General features: G+C 66.0%; 16 protein-coding genes. 11 read left to right on the forward strand and 5 right to left on the reverse strand.

From position 1 onward, the window contains the following. Positions 1-1,450, forward strand: a 1,450-nt coding sequence (glgP, locus tag NP3_RS28590) for an alpha-glucan family phosphorylase (protein WP_157124597.1), incomplete at its 5' end; no start/stop codon positions are given. Between the two features lie 15 nt (positions 1,451-1,465). Here glgP and NP3_RS28595 read toward each other — a convergent pair. Next, positions 1,466-1,894, reverse strand: a complete 429-nt coding sequence (locus NP3_RS28595; RefSeq protein ID WP_063044706.1) for a hypothetical protein — start codon at positions 1,892-1,894, stop codon at positions 1,466-1,468. Positions 1,895-2,037: 143 nt separating this feature from the next. Here NP3_RS28595 and NP3_RS28600 point away from each other — a divergent pair, with 143 nt between their 5' ends. Together NP3_RS28600 and NP3_RS28605 are read left to right on the forward strand one after the other, a co-directional pair. After that, positions 2,038-3,399 (forward strand): NCS2 family permease, encoded by a 1,362-nt coding sequence (locus NP3_RS28600; RefSeq protein WP_063044707.1) that lies wholly within the window; start codon positions 2,038-2,040, stop codon positions 3,397-3,399. A gap of 111 nt (positions 3,400-3,510) precedes the next feature. Next, the gene (locus NP3_RS28605; protein WP_063824937.1) at positions 3,511-4,056 is read left to right on the forward strand and encodes a DoxX family protein; all 546 of its coding nucleotides are present in this window, start codon (positions 3,511-3,513) and stop codon (positions 4,054-4,056) included. Positions 4,057-4,066: 10 nt separating this feature from the next. Here the strand turns inward: NP3_RS28605 and NP3_RS28610 are convergent, their stop codons facing one another. The 3 genes from NP3_RS28610 to NP3_RS28620 form a co-directional block, all read right to left on the reverse strand. Then, a complete protein-coding gene (locus NP3_RS28610) occupies positions 4,067-4,777 on the reverse strand; it encodes a methyltransferase domain-containing protein (protein WP_063044708.1) in 711 nt (236 codons plus the stop codon). A 194-nt stretch (positions 4,778-4,971) separates the two neighbouring features. Then, positions 4,972-7,017 (reverse strand): ATP-dependent DNA helicase, encoded by a 2,046-nt coding sequence (locus NP3_RS28615; protein ID WP_063044709.1) that lies wholly within the window; start codon positions 7,015-7,017, stop codon positions 4,972-4,974. Between the two features lie 122 nt (positions 7,018-7,139). Beyond that, on the reverse strand, positions 7,140-7,706 hold the full coding sequence (locus tag NP3_RS28620; protein ID WP_063044710.1) for a nicotinamidase: 567 nt from the start codon (positions 7,704-7,706) through the stop codon (positions 7,140-7,142). Between the two features lie 116 nt (positions 7,707-7,822). On the opposite strand from NP3_RS28620, the gene NP3_RS28625 reads away from it, so the two are divergent. Next, positions 7,823-8,086, forward strand: coding sequence for a hypothetical protein (locus tag NP3_RS28625; protein WP_157124598.1), 264 nt, complete (start codon positions 7,823-7,825; stop codon positions 8,084-8,086). Here the strand turns inward: NP3_RS28625 and NP3_RS28630 are convergent. Then, positions 8,016-9,353, reverse strand: a complete 1,338-nt coding sequence (locus NP3_RS28630; RefSeq protein ID WP_063044767.1) for a nicotinate phosphoribosyltransferase — start codon at positions 9,351-9,353, stop codon at positions 8,016-8,018. The genes NP3_RS28625 and NP3_RS28630 overlap by 71 nt on opposite strands. Before the next feature lie 120 nt (positions 9,354-9,473). Here NP3_RS28630 and clpS point away from each other — a divergent pair, with 120 nt between their 5' ends. The 7 genes from clpS (at position 9,474) to NP3_RS28665 (ending at position 14,242) form a co-directional block, all read left to right on the forward strand. Beyond that, positions 9,474-9,794: an ATP-dependent Clp protease adapter ClpS gene (clpS, locus tag NP3_RS28635; protein ID WP_040687186.1), complete on the forward strand. Its 321-nt coding sequence runs from the start codon at positions 9,474-9,476 to the stop codon at positions 9,792-9,794. 23 nt (positions 9,795-9,817) lie between these two features. Further along, the gene (aosR, locus tag NP3_RS28640) at positions 9,818-10,387 is read left to right on the forward strand and encodes an oxidative stress transcriptional regulator AosR (RefSeq protein WP_063044712.1); all 570 of its coding nucleotides are present in this window, start codon (positions 9,818-9,820) and stop codon (positions 10,385-10,387) included. 16 nt (positions 10,388-10,403) lie between these two features. Further along, entirely contained in the window at positions 10,404-11,480 is a 1,077-nt protein-coding gene (locus tag NP3_RS28645; protein ID WP_063044768.1) for a P1 family peptidase, read from the forward strand. Between the two features lie 245 nt (positions 11,481-11,725). Further along, positions 11,726-12,148: a M67 family metallopeptidase gene (locus tag NP3_RS28650; RefSeq protein WP_063044713.1), complete on the forward strand. Its 423-nt coding sequence runs from the start codon at positions 11,726-11,728 to the stop codon at positions 12,146-12,148. Between the two features lie 53 nt (positions 12,149-12,201). After that, entirely contained in the window at positions 12,202-12,474 is a 273-nt protein-coding gene (locus tag NP3_RS28655; RefSeq protein WP_063044714.1) for a MoaD/ThiS family protein, read from the forward strand. An 8-nt stretch (positions 12,475-12,482) separates the two neighbouring features. Next, positions 12,483-13,445 (forward strand): PLP-dependent cysteine synthase family protein, encoded by a 963-nt coding sequence (locus tag NP3_RS28660; RefSeq protein ID WP_063044715.1) that lies wholly within the window; start codon positions 12,483-12,485, stop codon positions 13,443-13,445. Between the two features lie 89 nt (positions 13,446-13,534). Continuing rightward, positions 13,535-14,242 (forward strand): rhomboid family intramembrane serine protease, encoded by a 708-nt coding sequence (locus NP3_RS28665; RefSeq protein WP_084509103.1) that lies wholly within the window; start codon positions 13,535-13,537, stop codon positions 14,240-14,242. Positions 14,243-14,271 lie beyond the last annotated feature (29 nt).

The following is a 14,271-nucleotide window of genomic DNA, read 5'->3' on the forward strand; positions in this document are numbered from 1 at the left end:
CTTGCGACTCGCCCAGCGCGCCAACGGTGTTTCCAAATTGCACGGCGAGGTGAGCCGCGCCATGTTCGCGCCCCTGTGGCCCGGCTTCGACGCGACCGACGTGCCGATCGGTTCGGTGACCAATGGTGTGCACGCCCCGACCTGGGCGGCGCGCGAATGGTTCGACAAGGCACGCGAGCACATCGGTCCCGAGCTGGTCGAGGAGGCGCGTGGCTGGGAGAAGCTGCGCGATTTCGACCTGGGTGAATTGTGGTCGACCCGGAATGCCTTGCGCGCCACCCTCGTTGCCGAGGTGCGCCGTCGGGTTCGCGCGTCCTGGTTGGAGCGCGGCGCTGCTTCGGCTGAATTGGGATGGGTCGATAGCGTTTTCGATCCGAATGTGTTGACCGTCGGTTTCGCGCGCCGGGTGCCGACCTACAAGCGGTTGACCCTGATGCTGCGCGATCCGCAGCGCTTGCGTGCGTTGCTGCTGAATCCCGATCGGCCGATGCAACTGGTCGTCGCGGGTAAGAGTCATCCGGCCGACGATGGCGGCAAGGCGCTGATTCAGCAGGTCGTTCGGTTCGCCGACGATCCGGAAGTGCGACATCGCATCGTCTTCCTGCCCGATTACGACATGTCGATGGCCCGCTACCTGTACTGGGGTTGCGATGTCTGGCTGAACAATCCGCTGCGTCCGCTGGAGGCCTGCGGCACCTCAGGTATGAAGTCCGCGCTGAACGGCGGGCTCAACCTCTCCATCCGCGACGGCTGGTGGGACGAGATGTACGACGGCGAAAACGGTTGGGCCATACCGACCGCCGACGGCGTCTCCGATGAACACCGCCGCGACGACCTCGAGGCCGCAGCCCTCTACGACCTGTTCGAACGCACCGTCGCACCGCGCTTCTATGACCGTGACGGCTCCGATATGCCGGTGCGCTGGGTCGAGATGGTGCGTCACACCCTGCAAACGCTCGGTCCGCAGGTGCTGGCCTCCCGCATGGTTCGCGACTATGCCGTCGAGTACTACACCCCCGCCGCGTCGGCCGGTAAGCGCGTGAGCGCCGACGAATTCGCCGGTGCCCGAGCGGTTTCGGAGTATCGCCGCCGGGTCGAGGCCGCCTGGCCCTCGGTCAAGATCATCCAGGTCGACAGCGCGGGTCTGCCCGATACCCCGGTCATCGGCGCAGAACTCTCGCTCGCCGCCCGCATCGACCTCGGCGGCCTCACCCCCGCCGACGTCACGGTGCAGGCGGTACTCGGTCGAGTCTCACCGACCGACGACCTCTCCGACACCACCACCTTCCCGATGACCCACACCGGATCCGACTCCGGTGTAGACCTTTTCACCGTCGAAACCCCGGTCCCCCTGTCCGGCGCAGTCGGTTACACGGTCCGGGTCCTGCCCCACAACGAACTACTCGCCAGCGACGCCGAACTGGGCTTGGTAATCGCCCCGAACGGCTGATGTCGAATCCGGGACCTACTCGGAGCTCAGTTGGACCAGGCCCTTCGGGTCCCAGGGCAATGGTTTGGTCGGGAAGCTGAAGCGCAGCATTCGGTGGGTCGCGGCGGCATCGAAGTGCAGGGTGAAGGCGGGCAAGATGCCGTGGATCACCTTGTCGAGTAGGCCGTTGAGGTGGGCGAAGCTGGGTTCGGCCTTGACCTGCCAGGCGTCGAATTTGCCTGCGGGGACGTCGATGGTGGTGTGTTTTTCGACTTCGACCTCCACGGGCCAGTGGATCGAATAGGCGAACCAGAGGTTGATGGTGGCCTTGGCGCCCTTGTTGAAATCCAGGCCGCGGAAGGTGGTGGCGCCGCCGAGCAGTGAGGTCAGTGGGCTGGGGAACGGTTCGACCTTGCCGCCGAACTGCAGGTGTGCGGTTGCTTGCGAGACGTCCGTGCGAAGCAAGGTAGATCAATCTGTCTGAGATGGCTACCGTGACGCTGCTCACGAGAACCCAATACCTGCTGATGGGTCGGGTTCTCGAGTGCAGTGAATTGTCGGCTACCGTGCCCTGGCACGCCTGTACTCGTTTTTCGACTGGAGAGCTCATGGTCACCGACGTTCTGACGCGAACCCGAGGACGCCTCGACGCGTACTTCGGCATCAGTTCGAGCGGTTCGACCATGAAGCGTGAGCTGATGGCCGGAACCATCACCTTCCTCGCCATGTCCTATGTGCTCGCCGTGAATCCGTCGGTGCTCGGCGACGAGGGTGCGCTCGGTGCCAAGGGCATTCCCATGCAGGCGGTCTTCACCGCGACGGCCGTCGCCGCGGTCTTCGGCACGCTGGTCATGGGGGTGTGGGCCAGATATCCGATCGCACTCGCGCCAGGTATGGGCCTGAATGCCTTCTTCGCCTATTCGGTGGTGCTCGGGATGGGGATCCCGTGGCAGGTGGCGCTGTCGGGGACCCTCCTGTCCGGGGTGATCTTCTTCGTGCTCGCGATCACCAAGGTGCGCGAACGCATTCTCAATGCGATTCCGATGCAGATGAAGCTGGCCGTCGGCGCGGGCATCGGCATGTTCGTCGCATTCCTCGGTCTGAAGAACGCGGGCATCGTGGTCAATAGCGAGGCCACCCTCGTCACTCTCGGCGACTTCACCAAGGGGACCACGCTGCTCGCGCTGTTCGGTCTCGTGATGACCGTGGTGTTCCTGGTCATCGGCTGGCACGGTGCGGTGCTCTACGGCATCGTGCTCACCGCCATCGTTGGCGTCATCAGCGGTCTGGTCGATCTGCCCAACGGTGTCGTCGCGATGCCCAAGGGCCTAGAGCACACCTTCGGTCAGGCCGTCATCCATCTGCCCGACGCGTTCACCGGGCAGATGGCCGTCGTCGTTCTCACCATGCTCTTCGTCGACTTCTTCGACTGCTCCGGCACCCTTATCGGCGTCGCCAACCAGGCTGGATTGCTCGACAAGGACGGCAAACTGCCGCGCGCGGCCAGTGCGCTTGCCGCTGACTCGGTGGGCACCATGGCGGGCGCGGTCATCGGCACCTCGACAACCACCGCCTACGTCGAATCGACGGCGGGTGTCTCAGCGGGCGGGCGGACCGGTATGACCGCTGTGACCACGGCGGGCTGGTTCCTGATCGCCATGTTCTGCTATCCGATCTTCGCGGTGGTCGCCGGTTCGGCGGCCATCACCGCACCCGCGCTGATCGTGGTCGGCGTGCTGATGGCCCGCGCGCTCGGCGAGATCGATTGGAATCGGCTGGAGTACTCGATTCCGGCCTTCATCACCGTCGTCATGATGCCGCTGACCTACTCGATCGCCAATGGACTGGCGATGGGCATGCTGTTCTATCCGATCGTCATGGTCGCGAAGGGGCGCGTCAAAGAGGTGCATCCGGCGATGTGGGCGCTGATGGTGATGTTCCTCGGATATTTCTTCTTCCTCGCGGAATAAGCCTCGCCTATCGCGCGGTTGGGCTGAACTGTGGGATAATCGGACCGCAGTCCGATTCATTGCCGAGGCTAAAGAGCCATTGTTCATACCGATGCGCGGATGAGGACCAGCATGACTTCCAACGGCACACTCGAACGCCCCACCCATCCGAGTGGCGCGACTCTCGACAACTCCGCCGCCGATATCGGCCTCCTGGTGCTGCGCGTCGTCTTCGGCGGCCTGCTCGCGGCGCACGGCTCACAGAAACTGTTCGGCTGGTTCAGTGGCCCGGGTTGGCGCGGCAACGCCGACTCCTTCGACTCCATGGGCTACAACCCCGGAAAACTGTTCGGCACCCTCGCCGGACTCAGTGAATTCACCGGCGGCATCCTGCTGCTGCTCGGCCTGCTGACGCCGCTGGCCTCGGCCATCGTGCTCGGCACCATGATCAATGCGATCAATGCGACCTGGGGCGGCGGCCTGCTGACCGGTAAGGGCTATGAAATGCCCTTGCTGTTCGCCACCGTCGGGGCGGTCGTCGCTTTCACCGGTCCCGGCAAGTTCTCTCTTGACCGCGGGCGCCCGTGGCAGCGTCAGGGCTTTCTCTGGGGCGTGGCGGCGATCGTGCTGGCCGTGATCGCGGCCGTCGTCACATTGATCCTCAAGTGGACGCTCTGATCTGTCGTTTTCACGTTTGGTCACGGCTCGAGTGCAGGACCAGAACCGTGGTCGCGCCGTGGTGGAACTCGTAGGCCGTCTCCCGGAGTGACGAGCGGATTCCCTTGTCGTGCAGTTCTTTTTGTAGATGCGCGACCAGATCGTCTTGGCGTGCGCCGGTATGATCGACCAGTGGATATAGGCGAGTCTCGCCTGCCGACACTCGGGAGAGTTCGAGCAGGGACGCCAGATGGAAATCCGGATCGAGGCGGTCGGCGTAGGTGAAGAGCAGATGTGAGCTCAGGACCAGATCGAAACTGTTGTCGGGGAAGGGCAGCGACGGCAGCAGCGCCGCGACGTACCGATCGCGATGCGCGGTGATGTCGGCGCCGAAGCGGGACGCCGCGGCCAGGCGTATCGCTCGATGCTGTTGCGGATCGCCGTAGAAGTCCCACCGATATCGGTCCAGATGTGCTGTTGCCCAAATGTTTCCGCGATCGGTTTCGGAGACGGCGAGGGTGCGCAGTCGCTCCACGGGTTGGGCGTAGATCGGATCCGCCGCGATGACCGTGGCCCCGAGTTCACTCGCCTCCGCGGTGAAACTTGCTGCGCCGCCTGGACAGTCGAGTATGCGTCCGCTGAGGTCAGCTTCGGTGAGTGCGAAGATCGCACGGTATTCGGCCAAAGATCTTGCGCTGATCAAGAATTCGCCGAGAGTGTCGATATCTGGCTGGTGCGTCATTGGGAAACGGTCTCACGGGCGAACCGGCGGTGGCAGGGATTTGTGGTGTCCCCGCGCCGCGTGCAGGGCTTGGCGCGGGGACTCGCCGATACATCCGGTGTGGGAATTGGAGTTCCACCGAAGCACCGGTACCCAATTTACTTCTGTCTGGAAATGTTGGAATGCTTTGTGAGTGGTCTCACAGTTCCACCAGGTCAGGCGCTTGCGGCGGTGAGTCGACGCAGTGCTTTGGTGACGACTTCGGGATCCGAGGTCTCCCAGTACGGCGGCAGCGAGGCCCGCAGATAGCCGCCATAGCGCGCGGTCGCCAAACGAGAATCGAGGATCGCCACGACACCCCGGTCATCGACGCTGCGCAAGAGCCTGCCGGTGCCCTGGGCCAGCAGCAGCGCGGCGTGATTGGCCGCGACGGTCATGAAGCCATTGCCGCCGCGCGACTCGACGGCCCGCTGCCGCGCGGTCAGCAGCGGATCGTCGGGGCGTGGAAACGGGATCCGATCCAGGATCACCAGACTCAGTGACGGACCCGGCACATCGACGCCCTGCCACAGCGACAGCGTGCCGAACAGCGAAGTCTCGGGGTCGTCGGCGAACTTGCGCACCAGCGCGCCGGTTGCGTCGTCCCCTTGACACAAAACGGGCGTTTTCAGCCGCTCGCGCAGCGCGTCGGTGGCCGCGCGTGCGGCGCGCATCGAGGAGAACAGCCCGAGCGTGCGCCCGCCCGCAGCGCCGATCAGCCGCTCGATTTCGTCGAGGTAGGCCGGTGCCAGACCGTCTCGGCCGGGCGCGGGCAGATGCTTCGCGACGTACAGGATGCCGGATTTGGCATGGTCGAACGGCGAGCCGACGTCGAGCGAACTCCAGCGCACGGTCTCCGCGTCCGAGGGCGCCTGCGCGCCGTTGGCGGTTGCGGTATCGCTGCGGTTGGCCGATTGTGCGGGCAGGCCCCAGGTGATTGCGAGTCCGTCGAAGGAGCCGCCGATCTGTAGGGTGGCGGAGGTCAGCACGACGGTGGCGGTGCCGAAAAGTCTGCTGCGCAGTAGTCCGCCCACCGACAGCGGCGCCATCCGCAGCGTGCGCCGGGTGACGCCGCGGATCTCGTCGGCGGCGAGCCAGATGACATCGTGACGCTTGGCCGGATCGGATTCGTCGAATGCGGTCAAGGCGCGTACCGCGCTGTCGTGCACCTCATCGATGGCGGCGAGCGCCTGGGTGCGGGCGGCGGCGCTTTCCGGATCACCCTGTGCGGTGGTGCCGCCCTGTGGCGCGAGCGCGGTGCGGGCATTCCAGGCGGCATCGCGGACCAGCGCCAGCACCGGCGCGATGCCGTCGGGCAGTGCGTCCCAGCGGGCGGCGGGCAGTTCGTCGAGCACCGCGTGCCAGGCCTCCGCGGCCTCCTCGAGCCGGTCGACCTCCTGTTGGTCGATGAGTTTGGCGCAGCGCCGGGCCGCGGCGCTGATCGCCGATGCGGCCAGTTCGGCGGTGGCGACGCCGGTGACCCGATCGACCAATTCGTGTGCCTCATCGATCACGACCACATCGTGTTCGGGCAGCACCTGGATGCCGCTGATCGCATCGATGGCGAGCAGGGCGTGATTGGTCACCACCACATCGGCCTGCGCCGATTCCGCCCTGGCCAATTCGGCGAAGCAGTCCTGGCCGAACGGGCAGCGCGACTTGCCGAGGCACTCCCGCGACGACACGCTGACCTGCCGCCAGGCCCGATCGGTGACACCTGGCGCGAGCTCGTCCCGGTCGCCGGTTTCGGTATTGGAGGCCCATTCGTTGAGCCGCTGCACCTCCCGGCCCAACCGCGAGATGGCGAACGCGTCGAAGAGTTCCGCCTCCGCGGGCTCGTCCGGAATCACGCTATTGATCTTGTTCAGGCACAGATAGTTATTGCGCCCCTTGAGAATCGCGAATTTCGCCTCCCGGCCCAGCGGTTTGCTCAGCGCCTCGGCCAGCCGCGGCAGATCCCGGTCGACGAGCTGACGCTGCAGCGCGATCGTCGCCGTCGACACCACCACGGTCCGGCCGGTGCGCACCGCGTGACGCAGACTCGGCACCAGATACGCCAGCGACTTACCGGTCCCGGTGCCCGCCTGCACCGCGAGGTGTTCCTTGGTATCGATGGCGTGATCCACCGCGGCCGCCATCGTCACCTGCCCGACGCGCTCCTTCCCGCCGAGCGCGCGCACAGCGGTGGCCAAAAGCTCGGGGACGGGCGGCAGTTCGGGCACGCGACGAGCCTACTGCTTGGGACCGACACCGATCACCGCCGATCGGATCCTCGGCCCGCTTCGCACACCTTCCATACGCGAACCCGGCGTGTCCCGCGGCAGGTCGGGGCGGGCGGTTTGCGTCAGCGAACGACCGAACCCTCGATGTCGACTCCGGCCGTGCGCATGCGGTCGAGTGCGGCGGCGGTCGTGTCGGGTGCGACGCCCGCGGTGAAGTCCAGTAACACCCTGGTGTCGAAACCTTCGATGCGGGCGTCCAGTGCGGTCGCGCGGACGCAGTGGTCGGTGGCGATGCCGACGATGTCGAGTTCATCGATGGCGCGCTCGCGCAGCCAGTCCGCCAGGCCGGTGCCGTCCTCGGTGGCGCCTTCGAAACCCGAATAGGCCGCGGAGTATTGGCCCTTGGAGAAGATCTCCTGGATCTGCTCGGTATTCAGGGCGGGGTGGAAGTCCGCGCCGGAGGTGCCGACCCGGCAGTGCGGCGGCCAGGTGTCCACATAATCGGGGTGTTCGGAGAAATGGCCGCCGGGATCGATGTGGTAGTCGCGGGTGGCGACGACCGCACTGTAATGCGCGGAGTTCAGGTAGCCGGTGATGCGCCGGGCGACCGTGGCCCCGCCGGTGACGGCCAGCGATCCGCCCTCGCAGAAATCGTTCTGCACGTCGACGATGATCAACGCTCGGTTCATGTCGACCTCACTTTCCCACGATCTGAGCACCGAGGCTGTAAACACTCGGCACCTGTCTGTGGATTACATTGTGCCGCCTGATCGATCGGGCGGGCTACGAACACTCGGAGGTCCAGGTGAGCAGCACCGTCAGAATCTCGATCGCTTTCTTCATCGGCTATACGGCCTATCTCGCCGTCGACTTTCTGCTCGGCAACCGACCAGACGAGGCCGTCGACTGGGTACGGCTGGTGCTCAAGGGCGTCTTGATCGTGGCGGTAGCCGTCTCCGTCGTGGAATGGGCGAACCGACGCAACGCCGCAGCCCGGGTCAATTCACAAATGTCGTCGGAATCGCGGGTTCCCCAGCCGACAGTTTCAGGCCCTCCCACGGCAGGCTGACCAACCCGCGCGCCACCAACTTGCGACTGTCCGCGAGGGTGGGCAGTCCGTCGACCGGTTCGCCACCGCGCACCAGCGGTGCCAGCAGCTCGCGAACCTCGAATCCGTTTGCGGCGGGCTGGTTTCCGGCGGCCGGGTAGACGATCTCCTCGACCACGGTGCCGGTCCGGCGGGACAGCCGAATCGCCTTCTTGGTGCCGCCGCGCGACTCCTTGTGGCTGCTGCGTTTCGCGACCGGCAGCCCGTCCACCTCGACCAACTTGTAGACCATTCCGGCGGTAGGCGCCCCGGACCCGGTGACCAGCGACGTCCCGACCCCATAGGCGTCCACCGGTTCGGCGCGCAGTGCGGCGATCGCGTACTCGTCCAGATCACCGGAGACCACGATGCGGGTCTTGGTCGCGCCGAGTCCGTCGAGTTGGTCGCGCACCTGCCTCGCGAGTACGCCGAGATCACCGGAATCGATACGCACGCCACCCAATTCGGGTCCGGCGATCGCGATTGCGGTCGCCACTCCCTGGGTGATGTCGAAGGTGTCGACCAGCAGTGTGGTGCCGATGCCGAGCGCGTCGATCTGGCCGCGGAACGCGGCCGCCTCGTGCGCACCGTCGGCGGCGCTGTACTTACTCACCCCGTCGGCTCCGCCGACTGCCATCCCCATGTGCAGCAGGGTGAACGCATGCGCGCTGGTACCCGCGCCGGGCACGCCGAAGCGACGCACGGCCTCCAGATTGGAGGTGGCGTCGAAGCCAGCCAGATATGCGGCGCGCGAGCAGGACGGCGCGGCGAGTTCGTGAGCGCGGCGCGAGCCCATTTCGATCATCCGGCGACCGTCGGCCGCGCTCACCATGCGGGCGGCGGCCGAGGCGATCGCGCTGTCGTGATTGAGGATCGACAGGGCGAGGGTCTCCAACAGGACGCATTCGGCGAAGCTGCCGCGCACCGAAAGAATCGGGGAGCCCGGGAAATACAGCTCGCCCTCGGGATAGCCATCGATATCGCCGGTGAAGCGGTAGTCGCGCAGCCAATCGATGGTCTTCGAGTCCAGGAAACCGGCCACGATCGCGAGCTCCGATTCCTCGAAACGGAAATGCGCCAGCGCGTCGACCAATCGGCCGGTGCCCGCGACAACGCCGTAGCGGCGACCATTCGGCAAGCGCCTTGCGAACACCTCGAAGGTGCAGCGGCGGTGCGCCGAGCCGTCGCCGAGGGCGGCCGCGAGCATGGTCAGTTCGTACTGATCGGTCAGCAGTGCGGTGCTGCGCATGTCCACGCAAGCCACTGTAGACAGCCGTGGCGGGCATGATAGGCCGGTGTGGCCGGGGCGTCTGTCGATTCCTGGTGCGCGGGTGTTGTGTATCCGGAGTCGAGTCGTACCCTGAGTGTTATGGCCTTGTGCGAAGTGAACGCGACACTGTCGGCGGCACAGGCGACTCCGGAGGCGGTCGAATACACCGAGATCCTGGAGGCCGAGGACCGTCCGTGGGTGACGGTCGTCTGGGATGATCCGGTCAACCTCATGCACTACGTCGCCTACATCTTCCAGAAGCTGTTCGGCTACAGCAAAGCGAAGGCGACCGAATTGATGCTCAAGGTGCACAACGAGGGCAAGGCAGTGGTGTCGTCGGGTTCGCGGGACAAGATGGAACAGGACGTGCGACGGCTGCACGCCGCGGGACTCTGGGCGACCATGCAGCGGGACGACTGACCGGTACGACTACCCTGACGTCAGTGCGTAAGTGGAGCCGGAAGAACTCGCTGAGCGGCCTCAAATTGCGATCCGAAATGGACGCGCGTGAGGCGAGCGTACTGCGGTCCCTGGTCGGCGCCGTTTCCGGCCTGCTGACCGAGCGGGCCGAATCCGCACCCGATGATGAGCTCGCCGAGCTCACCGGGCTGCGTAGCGGCAATACGACCCCGCCCGATGATCCCCGGCTGCACCGGTTGCTGCCGGATTTCCACCGGAGTGAACCGGGCTCTCCCGACGCCGATCGCGCCGATCTCAACAGCGCGCTGCGCGGCTTACACGAGCCGGAGATCATCGATGCCAAATTGGCGGCCGGATCGGTGGTGCTGAAAACGGTGCCGACCGACGGCGGGAAGGTCGTCCTGACGCCGGAGCAGGCCGACGCCTGGTTGACCGCGCTGACCGATGTGCGGCTGGCATTGGGCACGGTGCTCGGAATCGATGCCGAGACACCGGATCACCTCGAACCCGACGATCCGCGTGGGCCGCATCTGGATGTTTATCACTGGCTGACTTGGATGCAGGATTCCCTGCTGCAGGCCCTCGCGCCCTGACGGTCCGGGGTTGATCGTGACGAACAGCCAGGAGAATGTGCAAGCGGGACAGCGGAATTCGCTCACCGATGTGCCCAGCCTGCTGGTCGGGCATCATCATGTGCTCGATCCGGATGCGACGTTGGGTTCCGGCGCGGCGACCGGCTGTACCGTCGTGCGCGTACCCGGCGGTGCGGTCGCCGCGGTCGATGTGCGCGGCGGCGGACCGGGGACCAGGGAAACCGATCTGCTCGACCCGGGCAACACTGTGCGCCAAGTGAATTCGATTCTGCTCACCGGCGGTAGCGCCTACGGACTCGCGGCCGCGGACGGCGTAATGCGTTGGCTGGAGGAACATCACGAGGGCATACCGATGGATCCGGCCGACCCGAGCCGGGTGGTGCCCATCGTCCCCGGCGCGGTGATCTTCGATCTTCCGGTGGGGGACTGGCGAATTCGACCGACCGCCGACTTCGGTTTCTTGGCGGCCGAAGCTGCGGCGGAGGAGTTCGAGCGCGGGTGCGTCGGCGCGGGCGTCGGCGCGCGTGCCGGTTCGATCAAGGGCGGCGTGGGCACCGCGAGCGTCGTGCTCAGCGAGGGTTACGCCGCGGGCGTCACGGTGGCGGCGCTGGTCGTCGCCAATCCGGTCGGCTCGGTCTTCGATCCGCGTACCGGCCTGCCATGGGGCGTCGGGACCGAAGGCCCCGACGTATTCGGCCTGTATCCCGCGACGCCCGAGCAACTGGCCGTGGCCAACGCCCTCCCGGTCAAGGGCACCGTTCTCAACACGACCATCGGTGTGGTCGCCACCGACGCACCCCTGGACCCCGCCAACTGTCGACGAATGGCCACTACTGCCCACGACGGACTCGCCCGCGCCATCCGACCCGCTCACTCACCGCTCGATGGCGACACCATATTTGCCCTGTCCACGGGTACCGCCGAAATCACCGCCGCCCCGATGCCGACTGCCTTCCCGGCCGACCTCCTGGTCTTGGACGAGGTCTGCACCGCCGCCGCCGTCTGCGTCGAGCGCGCCATCGTCGACGCGATCCTGTCCGCCCACTCCGTAGCGGGCATCCCCGCCTACTCCGACCTCTTCCCCCACTCCTAGCGGTCGCGCGCGCAGCTTCGAACGGCCGCGCGCATCGTCCCGCGTTGCTGGCGGAGTCCCGCAGAGCTTCGGACGCCTCGCATATCGACCCGCCGAGCAGACTCCGCGAAAGTGTGCGGGAGCCATGGCAACAGCGCCGGGGAGGGTACCGGCCGACAGGTGGGCGGGAATAGCCGAATATTCTGGATCGTTGTCGGGTGCGATATGTCGGCAGCGGACATGCCGAATGCGGAAGGGTTTGACTCGTGCTGGTGATCAGGACCGACCTGGTGGAGGCGATGGTGGCGCACGCGCGCGCCGATCACCCGGACGAGGCCTGCGGCGTCATCGCCGGTCCGGAGGGTTCGGATCGGCCGGAGCGGTTCATCGCCATGGTCAATGCCGAGCGCTCGCCGACCTTCTACCGGTTCGATTCCGGTGAACAGCTGAAGGTGTGGCGGGCGATGGACGATGCCGACGAGACTCCGGTGGTGATCTACCACTCGCATACCGCCACCGAGGCCTATCCGAGCCGCACCGATATCTCCTACGCGTCCGAGCCGTTCGCGCATTATGTGCTGATCTCCACCCGCGATCCCGAGCAGCACGAGTTGCGCAGCTACCGGATCGTGGACGGTGGGGTCACCGAGGAGCCGGTCCGGATCGTCGATGCGTACGAGACCGTTTAGACCGTGTTTTCCGAGATTGTTTTGGCTATGTTCGTCGAATTCGAGGAGTTCCCATGCCGGTAACCGTGTCCATCCCGACCATCATGCGTGGCCTTACCGGAGGCGAGAAGCGCGTCGACGCGCAGGGCTCGACCCTGTCCGCGCTGATCGACAACCTCGAGGCCAACCATCCGGGCCTCGCGGAGCGGCTGCTCAAGGACGGCAAGCTGAACCGCTACGTCAACATCTACGTCGACGACGAGGATGTGCGCTTCGCGGGCGGCCTCGAGGCGGAGGTGCCCGAGGGTGCGAGCGTCACCATCCTGCCCGCCGTCGCCGGAGGCTGATCGACCCCGTGGCGCGTTACGAATCGCTGATCGCGACCCTCGGCAACACCCCGCTCGTCGGGCTGCGCAACCTGTCCCCGCAGTGGGAGGGTGACAATCCGGTGCGGCTGTGGGCCAAGCTCGAGGACCGCAACCCGACCGGTTCCATCAAGGACCGGCCGGCCCTGCGGATGATCGAACAGGCCGAGGCCGACGGCCTGCTGACGCCCGGCTGCACGATCCTGGAGCCGACCAGCGGAAATACCGGCATTTCGCTGGCCATGGCGGCCAAACTCAAGGGCTACCGGCTGGTCTGCGTGATGCCGGAGAACACCTCGGTCGAACGCCGTCAGCTGCTGACCATGTTCGGTGCGGAGATCATCGATTCCCCGGCCGCGGGCGGTTCGAATCAGGCGGTCGCGCTGGCCAAGCAGATCGCGGCGGAGAATCCGGACTGGGTGATGCTTTACCAGTACGGCAATCCGGCCAATGCCTTGGCGCACTACGAGACCACCGGCCCGGAGATCCTCGCCGACCTGCCCGAGATCACGCATTTCGTAGCGGGTCTCGGGACCACCGGCACGCTCATGGGCACCGGTCGCTTCCTGCGCGAGAAGGTGCCCGGCATCGAAATCGTCGCGGCCGAACCGCGCTACGGCGAACTCGTGTACGGACTGCGCAATATCGATGAGGGCTTCATTCCCGAGCTCTACGACGAGTCGGTGCTGACCACTCGCTTTTCGGTCGGCCCCTTCGATGCGGTGAAGCGCACGCGCGAGCTGGTATTGGAAGAGGGCATCTTCGCGGGCATTTCGACCGGCGCGATTCTGCACGCGGCGCTCGGTGTCGCGCGCAAATGCGTGCGTGCGGGCACGCGGGCGGACATCGCCTTCGTGGTGGCCGACGGCGGGTGGAAGTACCTGTCCACCGGCGCGTACGACGGAACTCTCGAAGAGGCCGAGGAACGCCTCGACGGCCAGCTCTGGGCCTGAGTTCATCGGCCGCCGGGTCGCGATAGGCCCGGTACCCTCGAAGGAGCGGGCCTTCGCGCGCCGAGGACTCGCTCCACGAGGAGGTTGCGATGACCGGCGGTTCGGGAATCGGTTCGTCGTTCGATCCGGAGCGGATCGCCGCACTACGCGCCCAACTGGGGCAACCGATCGGTTCGACTCCCGCGAAGGCGAACAGCTTCGCGCCGGTCAAACAGCTCTGGTTGCGCGCGGGCATCATCGTCACCGCATTCGTCGCACTGCTCTACGGCGTCGAAGGCGTCGACGAGCTCGACCACAATCAACTCGATTACAACGGCATCGAACCGCGCGAGGCGGACGGTCTGTGGGGCATTCTCTGGGCCCCGGTCCTGCACCACGGCTGGGACCACCTGTTCGCCAATACGCTTCCGGTTATCGTCCTCGGCTTCATCACCCTGCTCGCGGGCATCGGGCGCGGACTCGCCGCCACCGCGATCGTCTGGATCGTGGCCGGAGTCGGCGTCTGGCTCACCGGCGCCACCGGATCGGTGCACCTCGGCGCGTCCTCGCTGATCTTCGGCTGGCTGACCTTCCTTATCTGTCGCGGCTGGTTTGCCCGCAATCTCGTGCAGATCGGCATCGGCCTGGTTGTACTGGCGATTTACGGGTCGGTGCTGTGGGGTGTGGTGCCCGGACAACCCGGAATCTCTTGGCAGGGGCATCTTTTCGGGGCAATGGGTGGGGTGCTGGCCGCCTGGGTACTCTCTGGTGATGAACGTCGACACCGTCGCGGGGATCGAGCCGGAGTCAATGCGTAGCCGTGGTACTCGCGTGGCGCGCAGCGGAA

The organism is Nocardia pseudovaccinii NBRC 100343 (assembly GCF_001613225.1).
Lineage (GTDB): Bacteria > Actinomycetota > Actinomycetes > Mycobacteriales > Mycobacteriaceae > Nocardia > Nocardia pseudovaccinii.